Annotated in this window: 21 protein-coding genes; 18 read left to right on the top strand and 3 right to left on the bottom strand. The window is 65.5% G+C overall.

Annotation, left to right across the window (positions count from 1 at the left end; translation table 11 throughout):
* Positions 1–182 precede the first annotated feature (182 nt).
* The 5 genes from ACFMPD_RS09770 to ACFMPD_RS09750 all read left to right on the top strand — a co-directional run bounded on the left by ACFMPD_RS09770 (position 183) and on the right by ACFMPD_RS09750 (position 6,691).
* On the top strand, positions 183–1,955 hold the full coding sequence (locus tag ACFMPD_RS09770; protein ID WP_380993656.1) for an ABC transporter ATP-binding protein: 1,773 nt from the start codon (positions 183–185) through the stop codon (positions 1,953–1,955).
* Positions 1,948–3,879 (top strand): ABC transporter substrate-binding protein, encoded by a 1,932-nt coding sequence (locus ACFMPD_RS09765; protein ID WP_380993654.1) that lies wholly within the window; start codon positions 1,948–1,950, stop codon positions 3,877–3,879. Before ACFMPD_RS09770 ends, ACFMPD_RS09765 begins: the two co-directional genes overlap by 8 nt.
* The gene (locus ACFMPD_RS09760; protein WP_380993652.1) at positions 3,876–4,904 is read left to right on the top strand and encodes an ABC transporter permease; all 1,029 of its coding nucleotides are present in this window, start codon (positions 3,876–3,878) and stop codon (positions 4,902–4,904) included. The genes ACFMPD_RS09765 and ACFMPD_RS09760 overlap by 4 nt, the downstream gene beginning before the upstream one ends.
* Positions 4,901–6,055 (top strand): ABC transporter permease, encoded by a 1,155-nt coding sequence (locus ACFMPD_RS09755; protein ID WP_380993650.1) that lies wholly within the window; start codon positions 4,901–4,903, stop codon positions 6,053–6,055. The genes ACFMPD_RS09760 and ACFMPD_RS09755 overlap by 4 nt, the downstream gene beginning before the upstream one ends.
* Positions 6,056–6,328: 273 nt before the next feature.
* A complete protein-coding gene (locus ACFMPD_RS09750; RefSeq protein ID WP_380993649.1) occupies positions 6,329–6,691 on the top strand; it encodes a hypothetical protein in 363 nt (120 codons plus the stop codon).
* Here ACFMPD_RS09750 and ACFMPD_RS09745 read toward each other — a convergent pair.
* On the bottom strand, positions 6,688–9,051 hold the full coding sequence (locus tag ACFMPD_RS09745; RefSeq protein ID WP_380993648.1) for a mechanosensitive ion channel family protein: 2,364 nt from the start codon (positions 9,049–9,051) through the stop codon (positions 6,688–6,690). The genes ACFMPD_RS09750 and ACFMPD_RS09745 overlap by 4 nt on opposite strands.
* A gap of 344 nt (positions 9,052–9,395) precedes the next feature.
* On the opposite strand from ACFMPD_RS09745, the gene ACFMPD_RS09740 reads away from it, so the two are divergent.
* The 8 genes from ACFMPD_RS09740 to rpe all read left to right on the top strand — a co-directional run bounded on the left by ACFMPD_RS09740 (position 9,396) and on the right by rpe (position 16,634).
* On the top strand, positions 9,396–10,604 hold the full coding sequence (locus ACFMPD_RS09740) for a glycosyltransferase family protein (RefSeq protein ID WP_380993647.1): 1,209 nt from the start codon (positions 9,396–9,398) through the stop codon (positions 10,602–10,604).
* Positions 10,601–11,845: a glycosyltransferase family 4 protein gene (locus ACFMPD_RS09735; protein WP_380993645.1), complete on the top strand. Its 1,245-nt coding sequence runs from the start codon at positions 10,601–10,603 to the stop codon at positions 11,843–11,845. Before ACFMPD_RS09740 ends, ACFMPD_RS09735 begins: the two co-directional genes overlap by 4 nt.
* Before the next feature lie 23 nt (positions 11,846–11,868).
* Positions 11,869–12,933 carry a glycosyltransferase family 4 protein gene (locus ACFMPD_RS09730; protein ID WP_380993643.1) on the top strand — a complete coding sequence of 355 codons (1,065 nt, stop codon included), beginning with the start codon at positions 11,869–11,871 and terminating at the stop codon, positions 12,931–12,933.
* Positions 12,930–13,511 (top strand): histidine phosphatase family protein, encoded by a 582-nt coding sequence (locus ACFMPD_RS09725; RefSeq protein ID WP_380993642.1) that lies wholly within the window; start codon positions 12,930–12,932, stop codon positions 13,509–13,511. The genes ACFMPD_RS09730 and ACFMPD_RS09725 overlap by 4 nt, the downstream gene beginning before the upstream one ends.
* Positions 13,508–14,641, top strand: a complete 1,134-nt coding sequence (locus ACFMPD_RS09720) for a glycosyltransferase family protein (RefSeq protein WP_380993640.1) — start codon at positions 13,508–13,510, stop codon at positions 14,639–14,641. The genes ACFMPD_RS09725 and ACFMPD_RS09720 overlap by 4 nt, the downstream gene beginning before the upstream one ends.
* Entirely contained in the window at positions 14,638–15,408 is a 771-nt protein-coding gene (locus ACFMPD_RS09715; RefSeq protein WP_380993639.1) for a polysaccharide deacetylase family protein, read from the top strand. Before ACFMPD_RS09720 ends, ACFMPD_RS09715 begins: the two co-directional genes overlap by 4 nt.
* Positions 15,395–15,871 carry a class I SAM-dependent methyltransferase gene (locus ACFMPD_RS09710; protein WP_380993637.1) on the top strand — a complete coding sequence of 159 codons (477 nt, stop codon included), beginning with the start codon at positions 15,395–15,397 and terminating at the stop codon, positions 15,869–15,871. The genes ACFMPD_RS09715 and ACFMPD_RS09710 overlap by 14 nt, the downstream gene beginning before the upstream one ends.
* A 73-nt stretch (positions 15,872–15,944) precedes the next feature.
* Positions 15,945–16,634: a ribulose-phosphate 3-epimerase gene (rpe, locus tag ACFMPD_RS09705; protein ID WP_380993636.1), complete on the top strand. Its 690-nt coding sequence runs from the start codon at positions 15,945–15,947 to the stop codon at positions 16,632–16,634.
* Between the two features lie 24 nt (positions 16,635–16,658).
* Here the strand turns inward: rpe and ACFMPD_RS09700 are convergent, their stop codons facing one another.
* Entirely contained in the window at positions 16,659–17,072 is a 414-nt protein-coding gene (locus ACFMPD_RS09700) for a PaaI family thioesterase (protein ID WP_380993634.1), read from the bottom strand.
* A gap of 492 nt (positions 17,073–17,564) precedes the next feature.
* Between ACFMPD_RS09700 and ACFMPD_RS09695 the strand changes: the two genes are divergently transcribed.
* The 3 genes from ACFMPD_RS09695 to ACFMPD_RS09685 all read left to right on the top strand — a co-directional run bounded on the left by ACFMPD_RS09695 (position 17,565) and on the right by ACFMPD_RS09685 (position 19,979).
* Positions 17,565–17,789 carry a DUF1127 domain-containing protein gene (locus ACFMPD_RS09695; protein ID WP_380993633.1) on the top strand — a complete coding sequence of 75 codons (225 nt, stop codon included), beginning with the start codon at positions 17,565–17,567 and terminating at the stop codon, positions 17,787–17,789.
* A 225-nt stretch (positions 17,790–18,014) separates the two neighbouring features.
* Complete coding sequence (locus tag ACFMPD_RS09690; RefSeq protein ID WP_380993632.1) at positions 18,015–19,517, top strand: caspase family protein; 1,503 nt, start codon at positions 18,015–18,017, stop codon at positions 19,515–19,517.
* A gap of 96 nt (positions 19,518–19,613) precedes the next feature.
* Positions 19,614–19,979 (top strand): cupin domain-containing protein, encoded by a 366-nt coding sequence (locus ACFMPD_RS09685; RefSeq protein ID WP_380993631.1) that lies wholly within the window; start codon positions 19,614–19,616, stop codon positions 19,977–19,979.
* A 63-nt stretch (positions 19,980–20,042) separates the two neighbouring features.
* Here ACFMPD_RS09685 and ACFMPD_RS09680 read toward each other — a convergent pair whose 3' ends face one another.
* Positions 20,043–20,885: a M15 family metallopeptidase gene (locus ACFMPD_RS09680; protein ID WP_380993630.1), complete on the bottom strand. Its 843-nt coding sequence runs from the start codon at positions 20,883–20,885 to the stop codon at positions 20,043–20,045.
* A gap of 188 nt (positions 20,886–21,073) precedes the next feature.
* On the opposite strand from ACFMPD_RS09680, the gene ACFMPD_RS09675 reads away from it, so the two are divergent.
* Both ACFMPD_RS09675 and ACFMPD_RS09670 read left to right on the top strand, forming a co-directional pair.
* Entirely contained in the window at positions 21,074–21,646 is a 573-nt protein-coding gene (locus ACFMPD_RS09675; protein ID WP_380993629.1) for an OmpA family protein, read from the top strand.
* Positions 21,647–21,692: 46 nt separating this feature from the next.
* Positions 21,693–23,849 (top strand): protein kinase domain-containing protein, encoded by a 2,157-nt coding sequence (locus tag ACFMPD_RS09670; RefSeq protein WP_380993627.1) that lies wholly within the window; start codon positions 21,693–21,695, stop codon positions 23,847–23,849.
* Positions 23,850–23,854 lie beyond the last annotated feature (5 nt).

Genomic DNA, 23,854 nt, shown 5'->3' with positions numbered 1-23,854 from the left:
AAAGTCGCGCGGCAATGTGTAGGGCCGGACGGCATCGATCTGCGGACAATTTCCCGCGAGGTGGCACAGCGGGACAATTTGGGGTTTGACTAGCGGCCCGGCCACAAGCGACAGTGAGGCGACGACCAAGGGGACTGCAAGGACGACATGCTGCGGACAGACGAGCGAACGGAACCCTGCGAATGACCCCGCTGCTGTCAGTCAAGGACCTGACCATCGGATTCGGCAAAGGCCCGGATGTGGTCGGGAACGTGAGCTTTCAGGTGATGCCGGGCGAGACCCTGGCTCTGGTGGGCGAGTCGGGCTCGGGCAAGACCGTGACCTGTCGCGGCATCCTGCGCATCCTGCCGCGCAGTGCACAGATCCGCAGCGGCACGATTGTCCTGAACGGGCGCAGCGGCGGCACCGAACTGACCGGGCTCAGCGAACGCCGGATGCGCGACATCCGCGGCGACGCGGTGTCGATGATCTTTCAGGAGCCGATGCGCTCGCTCAGCCCACTGCACAAGATCGGCAATCAGGTCAGCGAGGTGCTGTGGCTGCACAAGGGTCTCAGCGAGGCCGAGGCCAAACGTGTGGTGCTGAAGAAATTCGAGCGCGTCGGTTTTCCCGACCCGGAACGCGCCTATGGCTCGTACCCGTTCGAGCTGTCCGGCGGCATGCGCCAGCGCGCGATGATCGCGATGGCGATGGTGTCCAAGCCCGACCTGCTGATCGCGGACGAACCGACCACGGCGCTGGACGTCACCACCCAGGCACAGGTTCTGGGGCTGATGAAGGAACTGCAGGCCGAGACCGGGATGGCGATGGTTCTGGTGACCCACGATCTGGGGGTCGTCGCCAACATGGCCGAACAGGTGGTGGTGATGAACCGGGGCCGGGTGATGGAATCCGGCACCGCAAAGGCGCTGCTGAACGCCCCGGCGCATCCCTATACGCAACAGCTGTTTGACGCCGCCCCGTTCATTCCGGACGAGGCGGTGGTGGGCATGCCGGCCCCCGACCAGGACCTGATCCTGCAGATGAAGTCGGTATCCAAGACCTATACGATGCGCAGCAAGTCGGCCTGGAAGCCGGATCAACTGATCCATGCCTGCCGCGGTGTCGACCTGATTCTGCCGCGCGGCAAGACCCTGGCCATCGTCGGCGAAAGCGGCTCGGGCAAGACCACGGCGGCGCGTATCGCACTGGGGGCGGAACCGCCGGATGCGGGCGGCGAGGTGCTGTTCAAGGCGGCCCCCGATGCCGCCACCATCGCCGTGCACCAGATGGACCGGACCCAGCGCACCGCCTTTCAGAAACAGGCGCAGATGGTGTTTCAGGACCCCTATTCCTCGCTCAGCCCGCGCATGCGCATTCTGGGCGCGCTGACCGAGCCGCTGGACATCCACAATATCGGCACCCGGGCCGAACGCCGCGACAAGGCCGCCGACCGGCTGCGGGCGGTCGGAATGGACCCGGACATGCTGCAACGCTATCCGCATGCGTTTTCCGGCGGCCAGCGCCAGCGCCTGTCGATCGCGCGCGCGCTGATGCTGGACCCGGCGCTGCTGGTCTGCGACGAACCCACCAGCGCCCTGGATGTCAGCGTGCAGGAACAGATTCTGACTCTGCTGGAAGAGATCCGCGAACGCATGAACCTGTCCTATCTGTTCATCAGCCACGATCTGGCGGTGGTCGCCCGTATCGCCGACGAGGTGGCGGTGATGCGTCAGGGGCTGGTGGTGGAACAGGCCCCGCCCGAGACCCTGTTCTACAACCCGAAACACCCCTATACCAAAGCGCTGATCGCCGCCCAGCCCGAGCCGGACATCAACCGTCCGATCGACCTGAATTTGGTGTCACTGGGGGCCGGATCGCCAGACACCTGGCCCGAAGCCTTTCGTTTTTCGGACACCGTGATACCCTCGCTCAAGCAACTGGAACCCGGGCACAAGGTACGCTGTCATGTATGACTCTTTCCGACATTTTCTGCTGTCCGCAGCGACCGCGACGCTGGCCGCCGGCAGCGCCCTTGCCGATGCATTGCCCGAATTGCAGGAAAGCAGTTTCTGGCTGCAGGAAGTCCAGGCCGGCTATCTGCCGCCGGTTGCTGAACGGCTGCCGGACCCGCCGCTGGTGGTCGATCTGCACAGCCGGGGACGCAGCCCGGGGGTGCAGGGCGGCACCCTGAACACCATGGTCAGCCGCAGCAAGGACATCCGCCAGATGGTCGTTTACGGCTATGCGCGGCTGATCGGCTATGACCATGAATACACTCTGAAACCCGACCTTCTGCTGGCGGTCGGGAATGACGGCGACCGCGTCTTTACCCTGCATCTGCGACCGGGGCACCACTGGTCCGACGGCGCGCCGTTCACCTCGGCGGATTTCGAATACTGGTGGAATGACGTTGCCAACAACAAGCTGCTCAGCCCGGCAGGGCCGCCGGATTTCCTGCGCGTAAAGGGCCAGCTGCCGACCGTCACCTTTCCCGATGCCACCACCGTGGTCTATGCTTGGGACGAACCGAACCCGAATTTTCTGGCCAGCCTGGCGCAGGCCCGCCCGCCATTCATCTATCGCCCGGCGCATTTCCTGAAACAGTATCACGGGGAATATGCCGATCCCGAGGCGCTGAGCGCCGAGGTCGAGGACGCCCGGGTGAAAAGCTGGGCCGCACTGCACAACAAGCTGGACAACATGTACAAGTTCGACAACCACCGGTTGCCGACCTTGCAGCCCTGGATCAACTCGAGCTCGGGCAAGAAGATCCGCCACCTGTTCGTGCGCAACCCCTATTACCACCGCATCGATCCCAATGGCGTCCAACTGCCCTATATCGACGTGATCGAGATGGAGATCGTCAGCCCCGGCCTGATCGCCGCCAAGTCCAATGCTGGCGAAACCGATTTGCAGGCACGCGGGCTGGATTTCCGCGATATCTCGATCCTGCGCAAGGGCGAGGCGGATGGCGGCAATTACAAGACCTATCTGTGGGGCAACGCGGTGGCCAGCCAGATCGCCATCTATCCCAATCTGAACTACGAGGATGCGGGCTGGCGCGCGGTGCTGCGCGATGTGCGGGTCCGCCGGGCGCTCAGCCTGGGCATCGACCGCGCCACCATCAACAAGGCGCTGTATTTCAAGCTGGCGAAACCCGGCGCGATGACGGTGCTGCCGCAAAGCCCTTTTTTCAAACAGGAAAACCGCGACGCCTGGGCGGCGCATGACCCGGATCAGGCCAATGCGCTGCTGGACGCCGCCGGGCTGGACCAGCGCGGTCCTGACGGCATCCGCCTGCTGCCCGACGGGCGGCCCATGGAACTGGTCATCGAAACCGCCGGTGAACGGCAAGAGGTGGAAAACGCACTGCAGATCATCACCGACGACTGGCGCCGGATCGGCGTCAAGCTGGTGATGCGCCCGCTGGATCGCGACATCCTGCGCAACCGGGTCTTTGCCGGCACCAGCATGGCAGCGGTCTGGTATGGCTGGGACAACGGCATTCCCCGGGCCTATACTGCGCCCGACTATCTGGCACCGCGCCAGCAGGAATTCTTTGCCTGGCCGAAATGGGGCCAGCATTTTCAGACCAACGGCGCGGCGGGCGAGCCGCCCGACCTGCCCGAAGCGGTTCGCCTGATGGAACTGGCCCAGGCCTGGGACGATGCCGCCGACAATGACACGCGCAGTACTATCTGGACCGAGATGCTGAAAATTCATGCCGATCAGGTCTATGGCATCGGCACCCTGGCCGAAGCGCCGCAGCCGGTGGTCGTCAACAAGGCCCTGCGCAACGTGCCGGAAAAGGGGCTTTGGGCCTGGGATCCGGGGGCGCATTTCGGCATCCATCGCATCGATGAATTCTATTTCGATCCTGCCGGGAACGACGGATGAGCATACTGCGCTATGCGGTCTACCGGTTCGGCACGATGCTGCTGACTCTGTGGGTCGTGTCGGCACTGATCTTTCTGATCATCAACCTGCCGCCCGGCGATTACCTGTCCAACCAGATCAGCGAGCTGCGCGCCAGCGGCCAGTCCGCCGGCGTCGCCAAAGCCGAATTTCTGCGCACCGAATACGCGCTGGACCGGCCGTTGTGGCAACAATACCTGATCTGGGTCGGTTTCATCCCCGGCCCGCAGGGCTATTCCGGGCTGATCCAGGGCGATTTCGGCTGGTCCTTTGAATTCGACCGGCCGGTCGCCGAGATCGTCGGTGAATCGCTGTGGCTGACCGTTCTGGTGAACCTGGCGGCGGTCCTGTTCGTCTATCTGATCGCCCTGCCGCTGGGAGTTCTGGCGGCGGCGCGGTCGAAAACCTGGGTCGATTACACCTCGGCCTTTGTCGGCTATCTGGGGCTGGCGACACCGAATTTCCTGCTGGCGCTGATCCTGTTCTATTACGGGCACAAACTGTTTGACCTGCCGATCGGCGGATTGATGGATCCGCAGTTCGAAGGCCAGCCGATGACCTGGGAAAAGGTCAAGTCGATCCTGATTCACCTTATCGTGCCGACCTTTGTCATCGGCACTTCAGGGGCGGCGGCGATGATGCAGCGGCTGCGCGCCAACCTGCTGGACGAACTGGGCAAACCCTATGTGGAAACCGCCGTCGCCAAGGGCATGAGCCCGCCGCGGATGCTGGTGAAATACCCGCTGCGCATGGCGTTCAACCCGTTCGTGGCCGATATCGGCAACCTCTTGCCCTCGATGGTGTCGGGCTCGGTGCTGGTGTCGGTGGTGCTGGGGCTGCAGACCATCGGCCCGACCCTTTTGACGGCGCTGAAAACCCAGGACCAGTTCCTGGCCGGTTTCGTGCTGATGTTCGTGGCGCTGCTGACCCTGGTCGGCACGATGATCTCGGATGTTCTTCTGGTTCTGCTGGACCCGCGCATCCGCTATGAGGGGCGCGAAACATGACGCAACTGCCCGATGGCCGCTATGTCGACGACGCGCCGTTTGACCCCACCGCCAACATCCAGGCGCTGGAGCGCCAGGATCTGGACGCCCCGGCCTGGCTGCTGATCTGGCGCAAGTTCCGCAAGCACAAGCTGGGGCTGGTCTCGGGCATTTTTCTGCTGCTGTGCTATCTGATGCTGCCCTTTGCCGGGTTCATCGCGCCCTATACCGCCAACGAGCGCGACTCGGAATATCTGTATGCGCCGCCCCAGATGGTGCACTGGTACCACGAGGGCGCGTTCGTCGGCCCCTTTGTCTATCCCACTGTCGCCGAGGCGGATCTGGAGACCTTTCAGTGGAAATTCGTGACCGACACCAGCCGGCCTCTGCCGCTGGAGTTCTTTTGCAAGGGCGGCACCTATCCCCTGGCCGGTCTGATCGACACCGATATCCACCTGTTCTGCGCCCCCGAGGGCGCAACCGTGTTCCTGTGGGGCAGCGACCGGCTGGGGCGCGACGTGTTTTCACGCATTCTATATGGCGCGCAGCTGTCGCTGACCGTCGGTCTGATCGGCATCTCGGTGTCTTTCTTTCTGGGAATCGGCTTTGGCAGCATCGCCGGCTATTTCGGCGGCAAGATCGACTGGGTGATCAACCGCGTCATCGAGATTTTGCGCAGCCTGCCGGAACTGCCGCTGTGGCTGGCGCTGTCGGCGGCGGTGCCCTCGAACTGGGGGCCGGTCTCAGTGTTCTTCATCATCTCGATCATTCTGGGCATACTGGACTGGCCGGGGCTGGCGCGGTCGGTCCGGGCGAAATTCCTGTCCCTGCGCGAAGAGGAATATGTGCGCGCCGCCGAAATGATGGGGGCCAGTTCCGGGCGGGTGATCCGCAAGCATCTGTTGCCCAATTTCATGTCCCACCTGATCGCCTCGGCCACCCTGTCGATCCCGGCGATGATCCTGGGCGAGACCGCGCTGTCCTTTCTGGGGCTGGGCCTGCGGGCGCCAGCGGTGAGCTGGGGCGTGATGCTGAACGACGCGCAGAACCTGGCCAGCATCGAAATCTATCCCTGGACGGCGATCCCGATGCTGCCGATCATCGTGATTGTTCTGGCCTTCAACTTTCTGGGCGACGGATTGCGTGACAGCCTGGATCCCTATGCCGACTGAGCCATCCGCTCGCCGCCGCGCCTGACGCCGGCGGCGCAGCACGGCGGCGCAGCACGGCGGGCGTCCTTTATCCCCACCGCCAAGACGATCTTTTCCGGCCCGTTTACCTCGGGCCGGCCGGTCCCAGCACGGGGGGCGGCAAAGGCATCGTGCCCCATTTAGGACAAATTTGTCGGGAATTTGCCCGACCCATTCCCCTAAAATGCCACATTATTTCGATACACAAATGAAACAGTTTCTATGTAACAGTCATAAATCGAGACGAGTTTGGTAATGAGTATTCTGTTTTCCCGCCCCGATCAGCCCGTGCCCAATGTCTGGACAGACCGCCCCCGCGGCAGACAGGAAAGCGCGCTGGATTGCGAAACCGCGGTGACGCTGGCCTGCCATCTGGGTCCGGCCTTTGCCAATGCGCCGGACTGGAACAGTCTGATCACCGCCCTGGCGGATCAGGGGTTCCGGCTGGAATTTCAGGGCACGCGGCTGGTTCTGATCAATGATGTCACCGGTGTCGGGCTGTGCACCTGTGCCTTTCTGGGGCACAGCTGCGCCGACCTGACCGCCCGGCTGGGCAAGCCCTGTGTGCTGGCCAGCACCGGCGCGTTGATCGCCAGCCCGGGTCCGGGTCGGGCCTAGCGGTCGTCGCCGCTGCCGCCGCCGGGGCCGATATCGTCCAGGTAATCCTCGTCGATCGCCCCCTGTACCGCGCCCGCCACGGCCTCTTTCTGGTCCGGTGTCAGATCGTTGGGATTGGCATCCGCCAGCCGCACGGTGACTTCGCGATGGGCGAAATGAATGCCCTCGCGGGCGAACAGGGCGCGGATCTCCTCGTAGACCTTTTTGCGCACCAGCCACTGATCGCCGGGCTTGGTCATGAATTTGACCCGGATGATCATCGCGCTGTCCTGCATCTCGATCACGCCCTGGCTTTTCAGCGGCTGAATGAAATTGTCGCCGATCACCGGGTCATCCAGCAATTCCTGGCCCAGTTTCTTGATCAGCTTGCGCACCCGTTCCACGTCGGTGTCATAGGTCACCCGCAGGGGCAGTTTCATGATCACCCAGTCGCGCGAATAATTTGTCAGCACCTTGATCTCGCCAAACGGAATGGTGTTCAGAGCCCCCAGATGATGGCGCAGCTGGAACGAACGCACCGAGATCTTTTCCACCGTGCCCTTCACATCGCCGATGTCGATATATTCGCCCTTGCGAAAGGCGTCATCGACCAGAAAGAACGCGCCCGAAAAGATGTCGCGCACCAGCGTCTGGGCGCCAAAGCCCACCGCCAGTCCGACCACCCCGGCCCCGGCAAAGAGCGGGCTGACATTGATCCCCAGTTCCAACAGCGCAGTCAGGGCGATCGCCACCACCACCACCGCCAGGATGGCACCGCGAAACAGCGGCAACAGCGTGGCCAGACGGCTGGCGCTGCCGCCGCCGCCCTCATCGCCCAGTTCCGCCTCGCCCTCATCCACCGTTTCTTCGGCGATCTTGCTGTCGATCCAGATGCGGAAGAAATTATAGACGATATAGCCGATGAACAGGATGCTGATCACATCCAGCAGATCGCCCAGAACCGAATCCGGCAGCACCTGGTTTTCCGGGTCCCAGACCCGCAGCATCGCGTAAGCACCTGCGACAAAGGCCAGGATACCGGCGACACGGCGGGCCAACGCCTCGTATGTCATGATCTCGTGCTGCGGCGGCAGCACCTTTGGCTCCTCGCCCTCGGCGGCGGTTTCCTCGGCCTCGGCGGCGGCCAGCTCGCTGTTGATCTTTTCAACCGCGCGGCTGCGGTCGAAAAAGCGTTCGATCACATAGTTGATGACGCCATAGACCACGATGATCGACAGGAACACCGCATAGGCGCCGGCAATCAGCGGCACGGACACCTCTTGTTCCAGCACCAGATCAAAGGCCAGTTCGAACCAGCCAAAGATTACATAACCGATTACCAGCGGCGCCCAGGCCACCGAGAGAACCCGCGTCAGCCAGGTCACCGAGGCCGCGGGTTTGCCGCCGCGGATGGCGTTCGAAATCGCCCGCCTGTTGAACAGCACCATCAGGATGTTGGCCAGGGCCCCGACCAGCGTCAGCACACCGTAAAGGATGGCATAGACGTTATAATTCAGGCCGAAATCGGCGATCCAGGTTGCGAACATGATCGACGCGATACTGTAGCTGGCCAGCATCCAGGCCCAGCGATACAGCCGTTTGGCATCCTTGTCCGACAGCACCGGAATGCGGTATTGCGGCAGAAAGGGCGACAGCAGCATGCGCCACAGATCTGCCACTGTGCGCGAGATGAAAAAGGTCGCATAGATCGCCGCGATGGTCAGTTCGATCGACTGGTCGTCCACCGGTCCGAAAATCAGGCTGCCGGCGACATAGGCCACCAGCATGGCAAACAAGGTGCCCCCGATCCCCATGAAAAAGCGGAACACCAGAAACGGCATCTTTTCGCGATAGCCCTGCGGCGCCTCGCGCACCTTGGACACGACAAAGTTGCGGACCAGGCGCTTGCCATAGATCTCGCGCGTCGCGACATAGCCCAGGACGAACAGGGCAATGCTCCACATGAGCACCTCGACATAGGTCATGATGCGCCCATCCGGGCTGGTGGCGCGCAGGATGAACGCCACCTCGTTCACCGAATTGGGCAGGGCCGCCAGCCGCTCGCGCAGCGTCTCGCGGAACTTCTTGACCTCGGATTGCGCCCACATCAGCCGCGAGGTCTTTTCCATCGGGTGGCCGGTATCGGTGGCCGTCTGTTTCGGCGCAACCGCCGCGACAAGCTGGCCGTTGCCGTCCAGAACGATGACGTTGACGCCGCTTTCCGCTGCCTGCTTTATCGCCGCGCTCAGGTCGCTGTCGGCGGCGGCACTGTCCCCGGAACCGCCGCCCCCCAGTCCCGGCAGCGATTGTGCCGAGACCGAAACCGCCAGCATCGCGAACAGAAACGCGGACAGCACCGCGTGCAACAGAGTTTTTCGCATCCCGAGCCAATTCCCAAACTGCATGGTTAATCAATAGCTATAGAAGCGGGTTTGTCTGTGCAAACCGCATCGCCGGATGGTGTCATGTCGTGAGCAGTTTATGGTTTGCATTCAAGCCCAGTTTTAATACTAGGAAGCGAATTGGCCCGGCAGACGCATTCCCGCCCGACCGGAAGGACGTTTTGACCCGGGCCGGCACCGCCGGTGCGCCGTAACAAGGGGCGAGACATGGAGATCGAATTGCGACGGGACCCGTTCGTTGCCCCCGTGCTGTACGGATCAGGGGCCACTCTCCTGCCCGTTTCCTTGCCGTCGCCATTGACGTCGCCATTGACGTTGCCCGGATGAACCGTCCTGTCGCCCCGGATGGCCGCGCGCCGCGTATCATGCTGTACAGCCACGACACGTTCGGGCTGGGCCATCTGCGCCGGTCGCGCGCCCTTGCCGAGGCGATCACCCGCGCCGATCCCAGCGCCTCGGCGCTGATCCTGACCGGATCGCCCGTTGCCGGGCGGTTCACCTTTCCCTCGCGGGTCGATCACGTGCGCCTGCCCGGCGTCACCAAGCTGCGCGACGGCAGCTATGAATCCCAGACCATGGGCATGGATATCGAACAGACCACAGATCTGCGCGCCGGGCTGATCAAGGCCACGGCCGAGCAATACGACCCGGATGTGCTGATCGTCGACAAGGAACCCACCGGATTTCGCGGCGAGCTGCTGCCGACGCTGGACCTGTTGGCGCGCACCGGCCGCACGCGTCTGGTGCTGGGTCTGCGCGACGTGCTGGACGACCCCGAAGTTCTGGCCGCCGAATGGGACCGCAAGGGGGGCATCGCTGCCACCGAAACCTATTACCACGAGATCTGGGTCTATGGGCTGCGCTCGATCTATGACCCGACAGCGGGGCTTGACCTCACCGACGCGGCGCGGCGCCGGATGCACTGGACCGGCTATCTGCGGCGCAGCGTCAGCAGCGCGGACGATCCACCCGAGCAGCCCTATATCCTGGTCACGCCCGGTGGCGGCGGCGACGGGCAGGCGATGGTCCATCAGGTGTTGTCGGCTTATGAACAGGACCCGCATCTGACACCGCGCGCGATTCTGGTTTATGGCCCGTTCCTGTCCGGCGACACCCGCGCCGAGTTCGAGGCCCGGGTCGGCAAGCTGAACGGCCGGGTCACCGCCGTCGGGTTTGAATCGCAGATCGAGACGCTGTTTGCCGGTGCCCAGGGCGTGGTCAGCATGGGCGGCTATAACACGTTCTGCGAAGTGCTGTCCTTTGACAAGCGCGCCGTCATCGTGCCGCGCACGGTGCCCCGCCTGGAACAATATATCCGCGCCAGCCGCGCCGAGGATCTGGGCCTGGTGCGGATGCTGGACGAGACCCGCGACGGCATGACGGCCGCCTCGATGATCCACGCCATCCGCGCCCTGCCGGGACAGCCCCTGCCCTCGCAGGCGATGTCCGGCGGTCTCCTGGACGGGCTTGACTATGTCACCCGGCGCATTGCCGCGCTGTTGTCCGGATCGACGGAGCAGGCCGCCGAATGAGTGCGTCGCTGGCTGTCGTCGTCAAGGGCTGGCCGCGCCTGTCCGAGACCTTTATCGCCCAGGAACTGGTGGCGCTGGAACAGGCCGGGTTCGATTTCGACATCTGGTCGCTGCGCTACCCGACCGACGCCAAGACCCATCCGCTGCATGACCGGCTAAAGGCGCAGGTGCGCTATCTGCCGGAATACCTGCACGACGAGCCGGCCCGCATCTGGCATGCGCGCGCGGTGGCGCGGCGCCTACCCGGTTATGGGCGCGCCTATGACATCTGGCGCGCCGATCTGGCGCGAGACCGCGACAGGAACCGCATCCGCCGTTTTGGCCAGGCCTGCGTGCTGGCCGCCGAGCTGCCCGCCGACACGCGCGGCATCTATGCCCATTTCCTGCATACCCCGGCTTCGGTCGCGCGCTATGCGGCGATCATGCGCGATCTGCCCTGGGCGTTTTCCGCCCACGCCAAGGACATCTGGACCTCGCCGGACTGGGAGATCGCGGAAAAACTCTCGGCGGATGGCAGCGGCGCGACCTTTGGCGCCACCTGCACCGCCTATGGCGCGGCCCAACTGCGCAGCCTGGCGGCCGATCCCGGGCGCATCGACCTGATCTATCACGGGCTGGACCTGTCGCGCTTTCCCGATCCGCCCCGGCGTGCATCGCGCCAACCCGGCGACCCGCTGCGGTTGGTATCGGTGGGCCGGCTGGTCGAGAAAAAGGGTTTTGACCGGCTGATCGCGGCCTTGGCGCAACTGCCTGCCACGCTGGACTGGCACTGGACCCATATCGGCGGCGGCGCGCTGCAGGCGCCGCTGGCGCGGCAGGCGAGCGATGCCGGGATAAGTGATCGCATCACCTGGCGCGGCGCCTGCGACCAGCCCGAGGTGATCGCGGCGATGCGCGGCGCGGACCTGTTCGTGCTGCCCAGCCGCATTGCCGGTGACGGCGACCGGGACGGGCTGCCCAACGTGCTGATGGAGGCGGCCAGCCAGCGCCTGCCGATCCTGTCCACGGCGGTGTCCGCGATCCCGGAATTCATCGCCCACGGCACCCATGGCACGCTGGTCGAGGACACGCCCGCTGCGCTGGCATCCGCCATTGCGGAGCTGGCCGCCGATCCGCAGCGTGCCGCAGCGATGGCCGAGGCCGCACTGGACCGGCTGCGTACCGAATTCACCATGTCGCCGGGGATCGCGCGCCTGTCCGGGCGCCTGACCGACCTCATGCGGGACGGTTCCGAGCGATGAGGCGCGTGGCCTTTTACGCGCCGATGAAACCGCCGACACATCCGGTACCTTCAGGCGACCGGGCCTTTGGCCGGGCGCTGCGGGCGGCCATTGGCGGCGACGCCGCCAGCGTCGATCTGGTGTCCGAATTTCAGGTGCATGACAAGGCCGGCGATGCGGCGCGCCAGACCGCGCTATGCGCCCAGGCCCGCACCGAAATCGACAGGCTGATCGGCGCGCTTGCCCGGCGGCGGCCGGCGCTGTGGGTCACCTATCACAACTACTACAAGGCCCCCGACCTGTTGGGGCCGGCGGTCTGTGCCGCGCTGAACCTGCCCTATGTGCAGATCGAGGCGAGCCGCGCCAGAAAACGCCTGACCGGACCCTGGGCCGCGTTCGCGGCCCGCGCCGAGGCCGCCACCGACGCCGCCAGTCTGGTGTTCTATCTCACCGCGCATGACCTGATCACCCTGAAGCGCCATGCGCCACCGGGCCAGCGGCTGGTCAACCTGCCGCCCTTTCTGCCCCGGCAGACACTGCCGGCCCCCGCCGATTGCGCCGCGCCGGACCGGCCGATGCTGGCGGCGGGCATGATGCGGGCAGGCGACAAGCTGGCCAGCTATGCGCTGATCGCCGAAACACTGGCGCATCTGGGGGACAGCGGCTGGCGGCTGCATATCGCCGGGGACGGCCCGGCCCGCCTGCAAGTGGCCGAACTGATGGCGCCCTTTGGCGACCGCGTGCGGTTTCTGGGCCAGCTCGATGCGCAGGCCATGGCACGCGCCTATGAGGCGGCGGCCCTGTTTTTCTGGCCCGGCGTGAACGAAGGGTTCGGCATGGTCTATCTCGAGGCGCAGGCCGCCGGTTTGCCGGTGGTGGCGCAGGATCGCCCCGGCGTGCGCGATGTGCTGGCACCGGGCGATTATCCCGCGCCCCAGGCGGGACCCGCCGCGCTGGCGCGGCGCATCGACGCGCTGCTGGGCGATGCCGCCCTGCGTCGCCGTCTGGGCATGGCGGCGCGACAGGCGATCAGCGAAAACCACCTGGCCGACCGCGCCCGCGCGACGTTCTGGTCTGCCGTGTCGCCGCTGCTGGAGGCGCGCGCATGATCCGGCTGGCCCTGCTGCGCCACGGGCATACCGCCTGGAATCGCGCCGGCCGCATCCAGGGCCGCAGCGATATCCCGCTGGATGACGGTGCCCGCGCGGACCTGGCCGGGTTCCGTCTGCCGCCGCCCTGGGACGGGGCCGACCTGTGGTCCAGCCCGCTGCAGCGCGCCGCCGAAACCGCCCGCATCGTCGCCGGGCGCCCTCCCCGCACCGCGCCGGCCCTGACCGAGATGCACTGGGGCGACTGGGAGGGTCTGCGCGGCGCCGATCTGGTGACCGACCCGGCCTCGGGGTTTCGTCACATCGAGGACTGGGGTTGGGATTATCGCGCGCCCGGCGGCGAAAGCCCGGCCGAGTTGGAAACCCGCCTGCGCCCCTGGCTGGCGGCGCTGACCCGGGACGCGGTGGCGGTCTGTCACATCGGCATCATGCGGGTGCTGCTGGCGCGCGCCCATGGCTGGGATTTCCACGGTCCCGCGCCGTTTCGCATCAAGCGCAACCGGTTGTATCTGCTGACGCTCGACGGGGCCCGGCTGGACGCCGACCCCGACCCCCTGCGCCTGGAACCGCGCGCATGAGAGCGATGATCGTGGTCACGCATCTGCTGGGCACCGGCCATTTGCGCCGGGCGCTCAATCTGGCACGGGCCTTTTGCGATGCCGGGCACCCGGCGCTGCTGGTCAGCGGCGGTCTGCCCCTGCCCGAGCTGCAGATCGGCCAGGTGCGCCTTTGGCAATTGCCACCGCTGCGCTCGGATGGGGTGAATTTCACGCGATTGCTGGACGAAACCGGCGCAGAGGCCGGCGCGGCCCTGCTGCAGCAGCGGCAGGACGATCTGATCCGCGCGGTGACCGAATTCGCCCCGAATGTGCTGATCACCGAGCTGTTCCCCTTTGGCCGGCGCGTGCTGACAGCCGAGTTCCAGGCGCTGCTGGAGCGCGCCCGCGATCTGCCACGGCCCCCGCTGGTTCTGTCTTCGGTGCGCGACATCCTGGCGCCGCCCTCCAAACCCGCCAAGGCCGAGGCGACCGACGAAATCATCGCGCGCCACTACGATGCGGTGCTGGTGCATTCGGATGCCCAAAGCACCCGGTTGCAGGCCAGTTGGCCGGTCAGCCCGGCACTGGCCGCGCGCCTGCGCTATACCGGCTATGTCGCCCCTGCCCCGGCGGGGCCGCACCCGCAGCACGCCGGCGAAGACGAGATACTGGTCAGCGCCGGCGGCGGATCGGTGGGCGACGCGCTGTTCGCCTGCGCCTGCGCGGCGGCGCGGCAGATGCCCGAACACCGCTGGCGGCTGCTGTTCGGCGGCGCGGATGCGACGCAACGGATCGCCGCGCTAAAAGGCGACGGGCCGGCGATACTGGAGCCGGCACGGCCGGATTTCCGGCAGATGCTGACCCATGTCGCCGCCTCGGTCAGCCTGTGCGGCTATAACACCGCGCTGGACGTGCTGCAGGCCGGCGCGCGGGCGGTCTTCGTGCCCTTTGACGACGGCCGCGAAGTGGAACAGACCCTGCGCGCAGAGGCCCTGTCGCACCTGCCCGGCATCACCACCCTGCGCACCGCCGATCTGACGCCGGACCGGCTGTGCGCGGCGGTGCGGCAGGTGCTGACCGCCCCCGCGCGCCACGGGCCGCAATTGTGCTTTGACGGCGCGGCGCGGACCGTGGCACTGGCCCAAGACATGCTGGACGCCCGCGCATGACGGTGGATTGGTCGCAACTGGACGCGGAACTGGACCGCTGGGCGGCATCCGGCCTGACACTGCCCCTGTGGTGGCGCGACGATGACGCTGTCGCCCCCGGCCCGGCGCTGGAGCGGCTGCAGGACATGGCGACGCAGCTGGACCTGCCGTTGCATCTGGCGGTGATCCCGGCGCGCGCCGAACCGACGCTGGCAGCGGCGTTGGCGCCGCACACGATCCCGGTCGTGCATGGCTGGGCGCATGTCAGCCACGCGCCGGACGGCGCAAAGAATGCCGAATTCGGCGCCCATCGATCCCTGACGGCGATGAGCGCCGAGGCGGCGGCGGGGCTGCAACGCCTGCGGCGGCTGTTCGGACCGCGCATGGTGCCGATGTTCGTGCCGCCCTGGAACCGCATCGCACCCGGCCTGCCGGCCGAACTGGCCGGTGCGGGATACCGGATGCTGTCCACGTTCACGCCGCGCGACGCGCCGTTCGCGGCACCGGGACTGGCCCGGATCAATACCCATCTGGACCCGATCGCCTGGCGTGCGGGCCGCTCGCTGGCCGACCCGGACATGCTGATCGCGCAGCTGGTGCGCCAGCTGGCCGCGCGCCGTACGGGCGAGGCCGACAATGCCGAACCCTATGGCGTCCTGACCCATCATCTGGTTCATGACGACGCAATCTGGAAATTCACCGAACAGTTGCTGACCCGGCTGCGCACCGGACCGGTGCGCCCCTGGGCTGCCACGGATGACAGGAGAGAGACGAATGAGCCGACTTGATTCGATGCTGCGCCGCTTTACCGCGCAGCGCGACGGGCTGAACTGGGCCGCCCAACAGGTCGCCGGACAGGCGGGCGACGTGCTGGATCTGGGGCTGGGCAACGGGCGCACCTATGACCATCTGCGCGAGATCCTGCCGGATCGCCGCATCTGGGTGGTCGACCGGGTGCTGCAATGTCACCCCTCGTGCACCCCGCCGGCGCGCGATTTCCTGCAGGGCGAGGCCGAACCGATGCTGAACCGGCTGCACGATGAAGGCGCCAGGATCGCGCTGGCGCATTACGATTTCGGCATGGGGATCAAGGCCGACGACGTCGCCGAGGCGGCCCGGCTGAGCCCCTTGATCGCGCAAGTGATGCAGCCCGGCGGGCTGATCGTGTCGGGCCAGCCGCTGGTCGGTTTCCAGCCCATCGCCGGCCCTGACAGCATCGCGCCGGACCGCTATCTGTTCTACCGCGCCTGATGCCGCGCCGCAGCCTCTGTTGCGGCGCCCCCTGCCCGCCTATATTGCAAAAGACACGAACCGAAGGTGCCCCATGACGTTTGACCGCAAGATCAAGATCGCCCCGTCCATCCTGTCCGCCGATTTCGCCAATTTCGGCGCCGAATGCCAGGCCATCGAAGCCCAGGGGGCCGATTGGGTCCATGTCGATGTGATGGACGGGCATTTCGTGCCCAACATCACCTTTGGCCCGGCCACCTGTGCCGCGATCCGTCCGCATATCAAGGGGGTGATGGACGTGCATCTGATGATCGCGCCCGTCGATCCCTATATCGGCGATTTCGCCCGGGCCGGGGCCGACGTGATCACCGCCCATGCCGAAGCCGGCCCGCATGTGCACCGCACCCTGCAGGCGATCCGCAGCGCCGGCGCCAAGGCCGGCATCGCGCTGAACCCGGGCACGCCCGCCGGCGCTGTGGCCGAGTTGCTGGACATGATTGATCTGGTCTGCGTGATGACCGTGAACCCGGGGTTTGGCGGTCAGAAATTCATCGACATGACGGCCAAGATCCACGCGCTGCGGGACATGATCGGCGAACGCCCGATCCATATCGAGATCGATGGCGGCGTCGATCCGGTCACCGCGCCACTGGTGGCGCAGGCCGGCGCGGATGTGCTGGTGGCGGGCTCGGCGGTGTTCAAGGGCGGCTCGGTCGGCCAGCCCGAGGTCTATGGCACCAACATCCGCGCCATCCGCGCCGCCGCCGAAGGGCTTTACGCCTGAGCGGTCCCGCCGGGGCGGCCACACTCAGCCCCGGCGCAGATATTTGAACACCCCGTCCGCGGTGGCCAGCAACCGGCCGTCCGCATCGCGCAGTTCGGCATCGGCATAGCAAATCGAACCGCCGGCCTGCTTGACCCGGCCGGTGGCCACCACCCGCCCTCCGGTGGCGGCGGCGATGTATTGCGTGTTCAGGGCCACGGTAACCAGCGGGGCCAGTTCCGGTCCCCGCACCAGCGCCGCCGAAAAACCGGCGGCGGCGTCCAGCATCATGGCGATGATGCCGCCATGCAGGCACCCGATGCGGTTTACGTGGCGGTCGTCGACCTGCAGCACCACGCGTGCGCGCCCGTCGCCGCCGGACAGGTCGATGTCATAGCCGATCAGCCGTTGCGCGCCGCTGCTGGGCGCGACTGGCGGGCTGTCGCTGGGCGGGGTCAAGTTTCGCCCCCCATCGGCAACCGGTTCCGGCGCGGGCGGGGAGGAACGTGTACCGGTGCGGCCATGCCGTCACCGCATACCTGAATGGGCGAGATCGCGACGCCCCCGACCAAGCGGCCTGCCCGGCCTTGCCTGCCCGCGCCTGGGTCCCGGTCTGCTCCGCAATAGGGCACGGACCGGTTCATTGGTTCCGATTGCCGGCGTAAAACCCCGACAAATCGACATGTATTTCGTTTCAATCCTTCGGTCCTTTCCCGCTTTCTGTGATGCCGCGCCGATCACTGCGGCCGTCGCTTCCCCAGTTTGGCCCCGAATTTCAGCGCTCTGCGCGCCGATACGGCCAGAGATACCCACGATCCGCTACAGATAACGGACAGCCAGCCATGCATCCAGTGCATGACGCATATGCAGAAATATCCCTAACAGACGGCTGCGCCGATCGCTACCTGCCGCCGTGGGGAGAGGATCGTAACAGAACTGGAATGGTTTCTTATGGCACACTATGCGACGGATCACCCGGCCTTTGGCCCGACATCCAATCCGATCGCCCGCGCCTTTGCGGCAATCGGTACAGCGTTGACTGCGCTTGGCAGGTCCAACGCGCGTCTACGGCAGGTCAAGGCCCTGCAGGCGCTGAGCGATGCGCAGCTGCAACAGATCGGCCTGCGGCGCGACCAGATCGCACGCCGCGTGTTCAGCGACGTGTTCTGGAGATAATCCTGTCCCGGCCCGGCGGCGTCCTGCCGCCGGGCCATCGGACCACCGGTGCGGTTTCACGCGCCACCGGCGTCGGACCGCATGCAAGAGGCAGGCCGGTCCTGACAACGCCGCCTGTGCCGCCTGCCGCACCTGCGTCCGGGGTCACGAATATCTGACCTGTTCTTTTGCGGTTTCTGCGATAGACTGCGCGGCGCGGACGCAATCGTTTCAACAGGATAACAGATGGCAATGGCGATACGGATCATCGCAACATGGGTCTTTTGCCTGATCGCGGCCAGTGCCGCAGCGGCCACCGACCGGGTGGCCCTGGTGCTGGGTCTGGGCGCCTATCGCACTATCGAACCGCTGGAAAACACCCGCAATGATGCCCGCGCCATCGCCGACACGCTCAAGGGGATCGGGTTCGACGTCACCCTGTCGCTGGACGCCACCGGCGATCAGCTGCGCCAACTGCTCAAGGATTTCGCCTTTCGCTCGGAAACCGCCGATCTGGCGCTGATCTATTTCGCCGGTCACGGGGTCGAGGTGCAGGGCGAGAATTTCCTGATCCCGGTCGATGCCGAAATTCGCAATAATCTGGATGTGCAGCGCCAGTCGATCTCGCTGAAACAGTTGCTGGCCACGGTCGAGCGGGCGCGCAAGATGCGCATCGTGATCCTGGACAGCTGCCGCGACAACCCGCTAGGGGACACGATCGACCTGACCCAGTCGCTGGCCGGCAATGGCCGCGTCGGACCACAATCGACGCGCGGCGGCGGCGGGCTGGCGGCGGCGAAACCGGATCGCGGCACGCTGGTGGCCTTTGCCGCCCGGGACGGCCAGGTGGCGCTGGACGGCACCGGTCAGAACAGCCCCTATGCCCGCGCCCTGATGGACAAGATGGTCAAGCCGGGGCTGGAAATCAGCCTGATGTTCCGCCAGGTGCGCGACATGGTGCTGCAAGAGACCAAGAACCTTCAAGAGCCGCATACCTATGGCTCGTTGACCGGCATTCCTTTCTATCTGGCCGGCGCCGCGGACGGTCAGATCGACATTTCGGGCAGCATCGGCCAGGCGGCCTGGGCGGCGATCCGCCCGGATCAGGAAGAGCAATTGCTGGCGCTGGCCGATCTGGGCGACACCCGTTCGATGCTGGGGCTGGCCTATATCCGCCTCAACCCCAGCGAGGGGCGTTTTGACCCGACCGAGGCGGTGTCCTTTCTGGAACGCGCTTCGGCGGCTGGCTCGCCCGAGGCGCAGTTTGAACTGGCCAAGATCTATGAGCGCGGCACCGGCGTGCCGCCCGACCCGGCGCGGGCGCTGGAACTGTACCAGTCCGCCGCCGGGCAGGACTATGCCGATGCGATCAACGATCTGGGCTTTCTCTATTATCAGGGCGGGCTGGGCCTGACGCCGGATCCGCTGAAAGCGCTGGAGCTGTTCGAGCGCGCCGCCGACCTGCGCCATCCGCAGGCCCAGTTCAACTTTGCCGCGCTGATTGATGACGGGCTGATCGACAGCAAAGGGCCAGGCGATGCCGCCCGCTATCTCTATGCCGCCCTGCGCTCGGGCAGTTCCGACGTTCTGGATCTGCTGACCACCCGGCCGGCGATGTTCAGCCGCCAGACCCGCCGCGCCCTGCAATCACAGCTCAAGAAATACGAGTTCTACGCCGGCGCCATCGATGGCGAGTTCGGCCCCGGCACGCAAAAGGCCATTCGCCTGGCCTATGGGCTCACGGAGTAGCCCCTGCCGGTGAATGAATTGTCGCGCTGGCCGTAGTGCCACAAGCCCAGTTCCGCTGCACGCTTGCATCGCGCGGCGCAGTAGGAGGCACGTATCGTGAATTATGTCAAACTCACTGCGGATGCCGACGGCGAAAGTCGCTGGCACGATGTCCAGGTCCGCGTCCAGACCCGCAGTTTCGCCCCACCGGCGCAGGATATCGAGGTTTCGGAACCCGAACCGGCGACCCGGACGATGTTTCTCAGACTGCGCGCCGGATGGGACGAGCCGATCCACCCGACGCCGGTGGCGCAAAAGCTGGTCTGCCTGTCCGGGTCGGTCAGGGTGACTGCGAGTAACGGCGAATTTCGCGATGTCGGCCCGGGCGATGTCTGGCATATGGAGGACAAGCACGGAAAAGGCCATCATACCCGGGTGACCAGTTCGGACGATTTCACCTGCGTCATCATCCAGTTGGAATGACAGGCTCCGGGCTGCCCGCCGCGCTGAAAAATGCGACGAGGCGGAGACGGGCCGGGTACCCGGCTACAGCAATCCCTGCGCCAGCCATTCGTCCAGCTGGCGGCGGCTGACCTCGAAATGCATGCTGTCCTCGCGGCGGAATCCGGCGCCCCAGACCCAGCCTTCGGCATGAAAGAAATCCGCCAGAATAGTCAGGCCCAGCTGGGTCTTGCCATCGGTGAAATTGTCCAGATGCCCGTCAATGTTGAGGTCCAGCGCCAGACCGTAGCTGTGGGTTGACAGGCTGTTGGTGGTGCCGCGGATGCGGCGCACACAGAGCGACCCCGAAGTGTTGATCCGCGCATAGAGATCGGGATCGGCGCGGCGAACATTCTCGAACACCCGGCGCAGGCTGTCCGCCGCCGGTTTGAGCATGCGCACCCGGATCGGGCCGACCCGTTCCAGCACCAGTTTACCCTTTAGGTTTTCGTTGGTCATCGGCTCGCAGGTATCGCTCAGCGCGTCGCGTGGTCGGCCCAGTTTTTGCTCCAGATAGCGCGGCCCCGCCACCTGCAAGCCCCGGTTCACGTTGAGCCGGTCCGCGATCAGAACCACCTGCGCATAGGCGTCGATGATCTCGTTCGGCCCGGTGCCGCGCAGGATCGCGTCCTCGTCATCCATGTTGGGCACCAGCGTGCTTTGTCGCCCAATGCCCGCAGAAAGCCCCGCGATCTCGCCCTCCATCGATTTCATCCGTCCCTGCAGATCCTCGACCTGCTGGCGCAACATCTCGATCTCGATGCGGGCACCGGAATCCACCGCCGATCCCTGAAAATCCTCTTCGGACAGCAGATAGGTCAGCCCGACCCAGAGAACCGGCACCAGAACCAGCGCCACGGCGATCAGGATTGCGGGTAGTAGACGCATGGGTCCTCCTTGGATATCCGTCAATTCAGACTGCTTGTCCGGCATGAGTAAAGCCATTTCTGCCTCAAACCCCGGAAGAAAGACAGAAAATTCAGGCGATTTGGAACCTGCAAAATCGTTGTGACACGCCCATACGTGGTATAAGCTTGACCGGTAACGTCATTCAAACCGACAGCAAAGGACGTAGAATGGTTCGTCTCTCCAAATTTATTGCCACCTCCCTGGTCGCCGGACTTGGCTTTGCTGCCCCCTCGGTCGCGCCGGCGCAGGATGCCAGCGGAATGACCGCCGAAGAGATCGCCGACGCGTTCAAAAAGCAAAAGACGCGCGGCCTGGTCATCGTTCCGGCGGCGCAGCAGGACGGCGCCAGTTCCACCACCAGCGTGACCCCCGCCGCAGCCAAGGAATATACCGCCGTCTCGCCCGAGGATCAGGTCAACATCCAGATCGCGTTCGATTTCGACAGCGCCGCGCTGCGCCAGGACCAGAAACCGAAACTGACCACCCTGTGTCAGGTCATGAAATCGGTGGATGTCTCGGTCTTTCAGATCGTCGGGCATACGGACAGTTCCGGTTCGGCCGCCTATAACGAGCGCCTGTCACTGCTGCGCGCGCAAGAGGTCAAGCATCACCTGGTGTCCGATTGCGGCATTGCCGAGAACCGGCTGGAAGCGATCGGCATGGGCGAAAGCGCACCGTTCGATACCGCCGACCCGCGGGCCGACGTGAACCGGCGCGTCGAGTTCCAGGCGCTGGGTTAAGACGGCTGGGTGACTTGGACAGCGTGAGCAGCACCAGGGGCGCGGCATGATCGACCCGCGCCCCGGCGACGCCTTTCAGCCCGGCGAACTGCTGAACAACACCTATCGGATCGAAGCCCTGCTGGGCCGGGGCGGCACGTCGGATGTCTATCGCGCCCGCAGCGAGATATCGGGGCGGCTGGTGGCGCTGAAAGTGCTGAAATCCGAATTCTCCGGCAATGACGATTATCTGGTCCTGCTGACCCGCGAAGAGGAAATCCGCGAGGTCCGGCACGACGCGGTCGTGCGCTATTCCGAAAACCACCGCACCCAGGACGGGCTTGTCTATCTGCTGATGGATTATGTCGAAGGCCCCGGTCTGGACAAGAAGCTGAAACAGGGGCCGATGCCGGCCGAGGATCTGCTGATCGTCTGCCGCCGCGTCGCCGAGGGGCTGGCGGCGGCGCATCGCCGCAACATCGTGCATCGCGACCTGTCGCCGGACAATATCATCCTGCGCGGCGGCGACCCGGCGCAGGCGGTGATCATCGATTTCGGCATCGCCAAGGATACCAATCCCGGCGCCGAAACCATCGTCGGCAACGAATTCGCCGGAAAATATGCCTATGCCGCGCCCGAGCAACTGAACGGGCAGACCGATGCGCGGTCCGACATCTATTCGCTGGGGGCGCTGCTGCTGGCCAATTATCGCGGCGCCTCGCCCGATATCGGCCGCAACCCGATGGAAGTGGTGCAAAAGAAAAGCGAGCCGCTGGACACAACCGGCGTGCCCGAACCGCTGAAGACGCTGATCGACCGGATGACCGCGCCGCTGCCGGCAGATCGGCTGCAATCGGCCGACGCGGTGCTGGAATTTCTGCGCGCGCCCGATGTCGATGGCGATGTCGACGACCCCGATGCTACGGTGATCGTACCGCCGCCGCGCACGCCCGCGCCGGAAAAGGCCGCATCGCTTGCAAAAACGTCCCGGTCGGCGGCCCCTCCGGCGCCCGGGGGGAAATCCCGCAGCGGGCTGTTCGCGGTGCTGGCCGTTTTGGCGCTGGGCCTGGGCGGGGTCGGCGCCTATCTGTCCGGCATGTTCGGCGGCTCCGGTTATCCGGTGGCCGACCCGTTCTCGCTGGTTGTCGAGAAACCCGCCGAGGGCCCCGCCCGCGCCGTCGGCTATGTTCCGGACGATACATCCCGGACCGCCCTGACCCGGCTGATGACGCAGCAATCGGGTCAAGCCGACCTGACGCTGGCCTCGGGCGATCTGGCCGACACCTGGCCGACCGATGTCATGGCCCTGCTGGACCGGGTCCAGCCGCTGGACCAGTGGCGACTGGTGATCAACGGCAACGCGGCTCAGTTGAGCGGCGTCACCTCGGATGCAGCCCTGCATGACCGCCTGTCCGCGGCCTTTGCCAACGGGCTGCCCGGTGCCCTGACCGGTGCTGCCGATATCCGGCTGGACCCGGTCTTTCTGAGCGCGGAAACGCTGACCCCCGTGCTGGACGAGATGGCCGATTGCGGGCCACTGACTCTGCCCGGCGCCGGTCCGGTCGGCTATGGCCCCGAAACCGACGTAGTGGTGACCGGGCGCGTGGCCGAAACCGCCACCCGGATCGGGCTGTTTGACGCCCTGCGCGCTCTGGCCGGAGAGCGCAACGTGGTGCTGGATGTCGAGGTTCTGAATCCGACGCTTTGCCTGATCGAAAGCCATCTGCCCAGCGCCCCGCCGGGCGGCATCGACGTGTCCTTTATCGTCGGCGACCGCGATGAACCGAACCCGTCGGGGCGGTTCTTTGTCGGCGAGAACCCGGTGATCGACATCGTGCTGCCCGCCAATGTCACCGAGGGCTATCTGACGGTGTCGATCCTGGACGTGTCGGGCGACGTGTTCCATCTGCTGCCCAATCTCAACCGGCAGGACAATTCCGTGGCGGCGCTGCGCCAGGGCCGGTCCGGCGCGGTCACGGTGCGCGTCGCCTATGACCTGCAAGAGGCCGCCAGCAACGGCCGGCTGGCCTTTCGGGTCGATGACAGCACCTTGGGCAAAAGCAAGATCATCGTGCTGCATTCGGCACAGCCGCTGTTTGACGGCCTGCGTCCGACGACGGAATCCGCGGTCGGCTATGCCCGCGCCCTGCAGGAGAATTTCGAGGCCGATCACGGTAGTATCCAGTCGCTGGACAGCCGCATTCTGGTGACCGCGAAACCCTGAGCCGC

Origin of the sequence: Sedimentitalea sediminis (assembly GCF_042687825.1) — a bacterium.
Taxonomy (GTDB): domain Bacteria; phylum Pseudomonadota; class Alphaproteobacteria; order Rhodobacterales; family Rhodobacteraceae; genus Sedimentitalea.
This window is presented reverse-complemented; position numbering and strand designations above follow the sequence as displayed.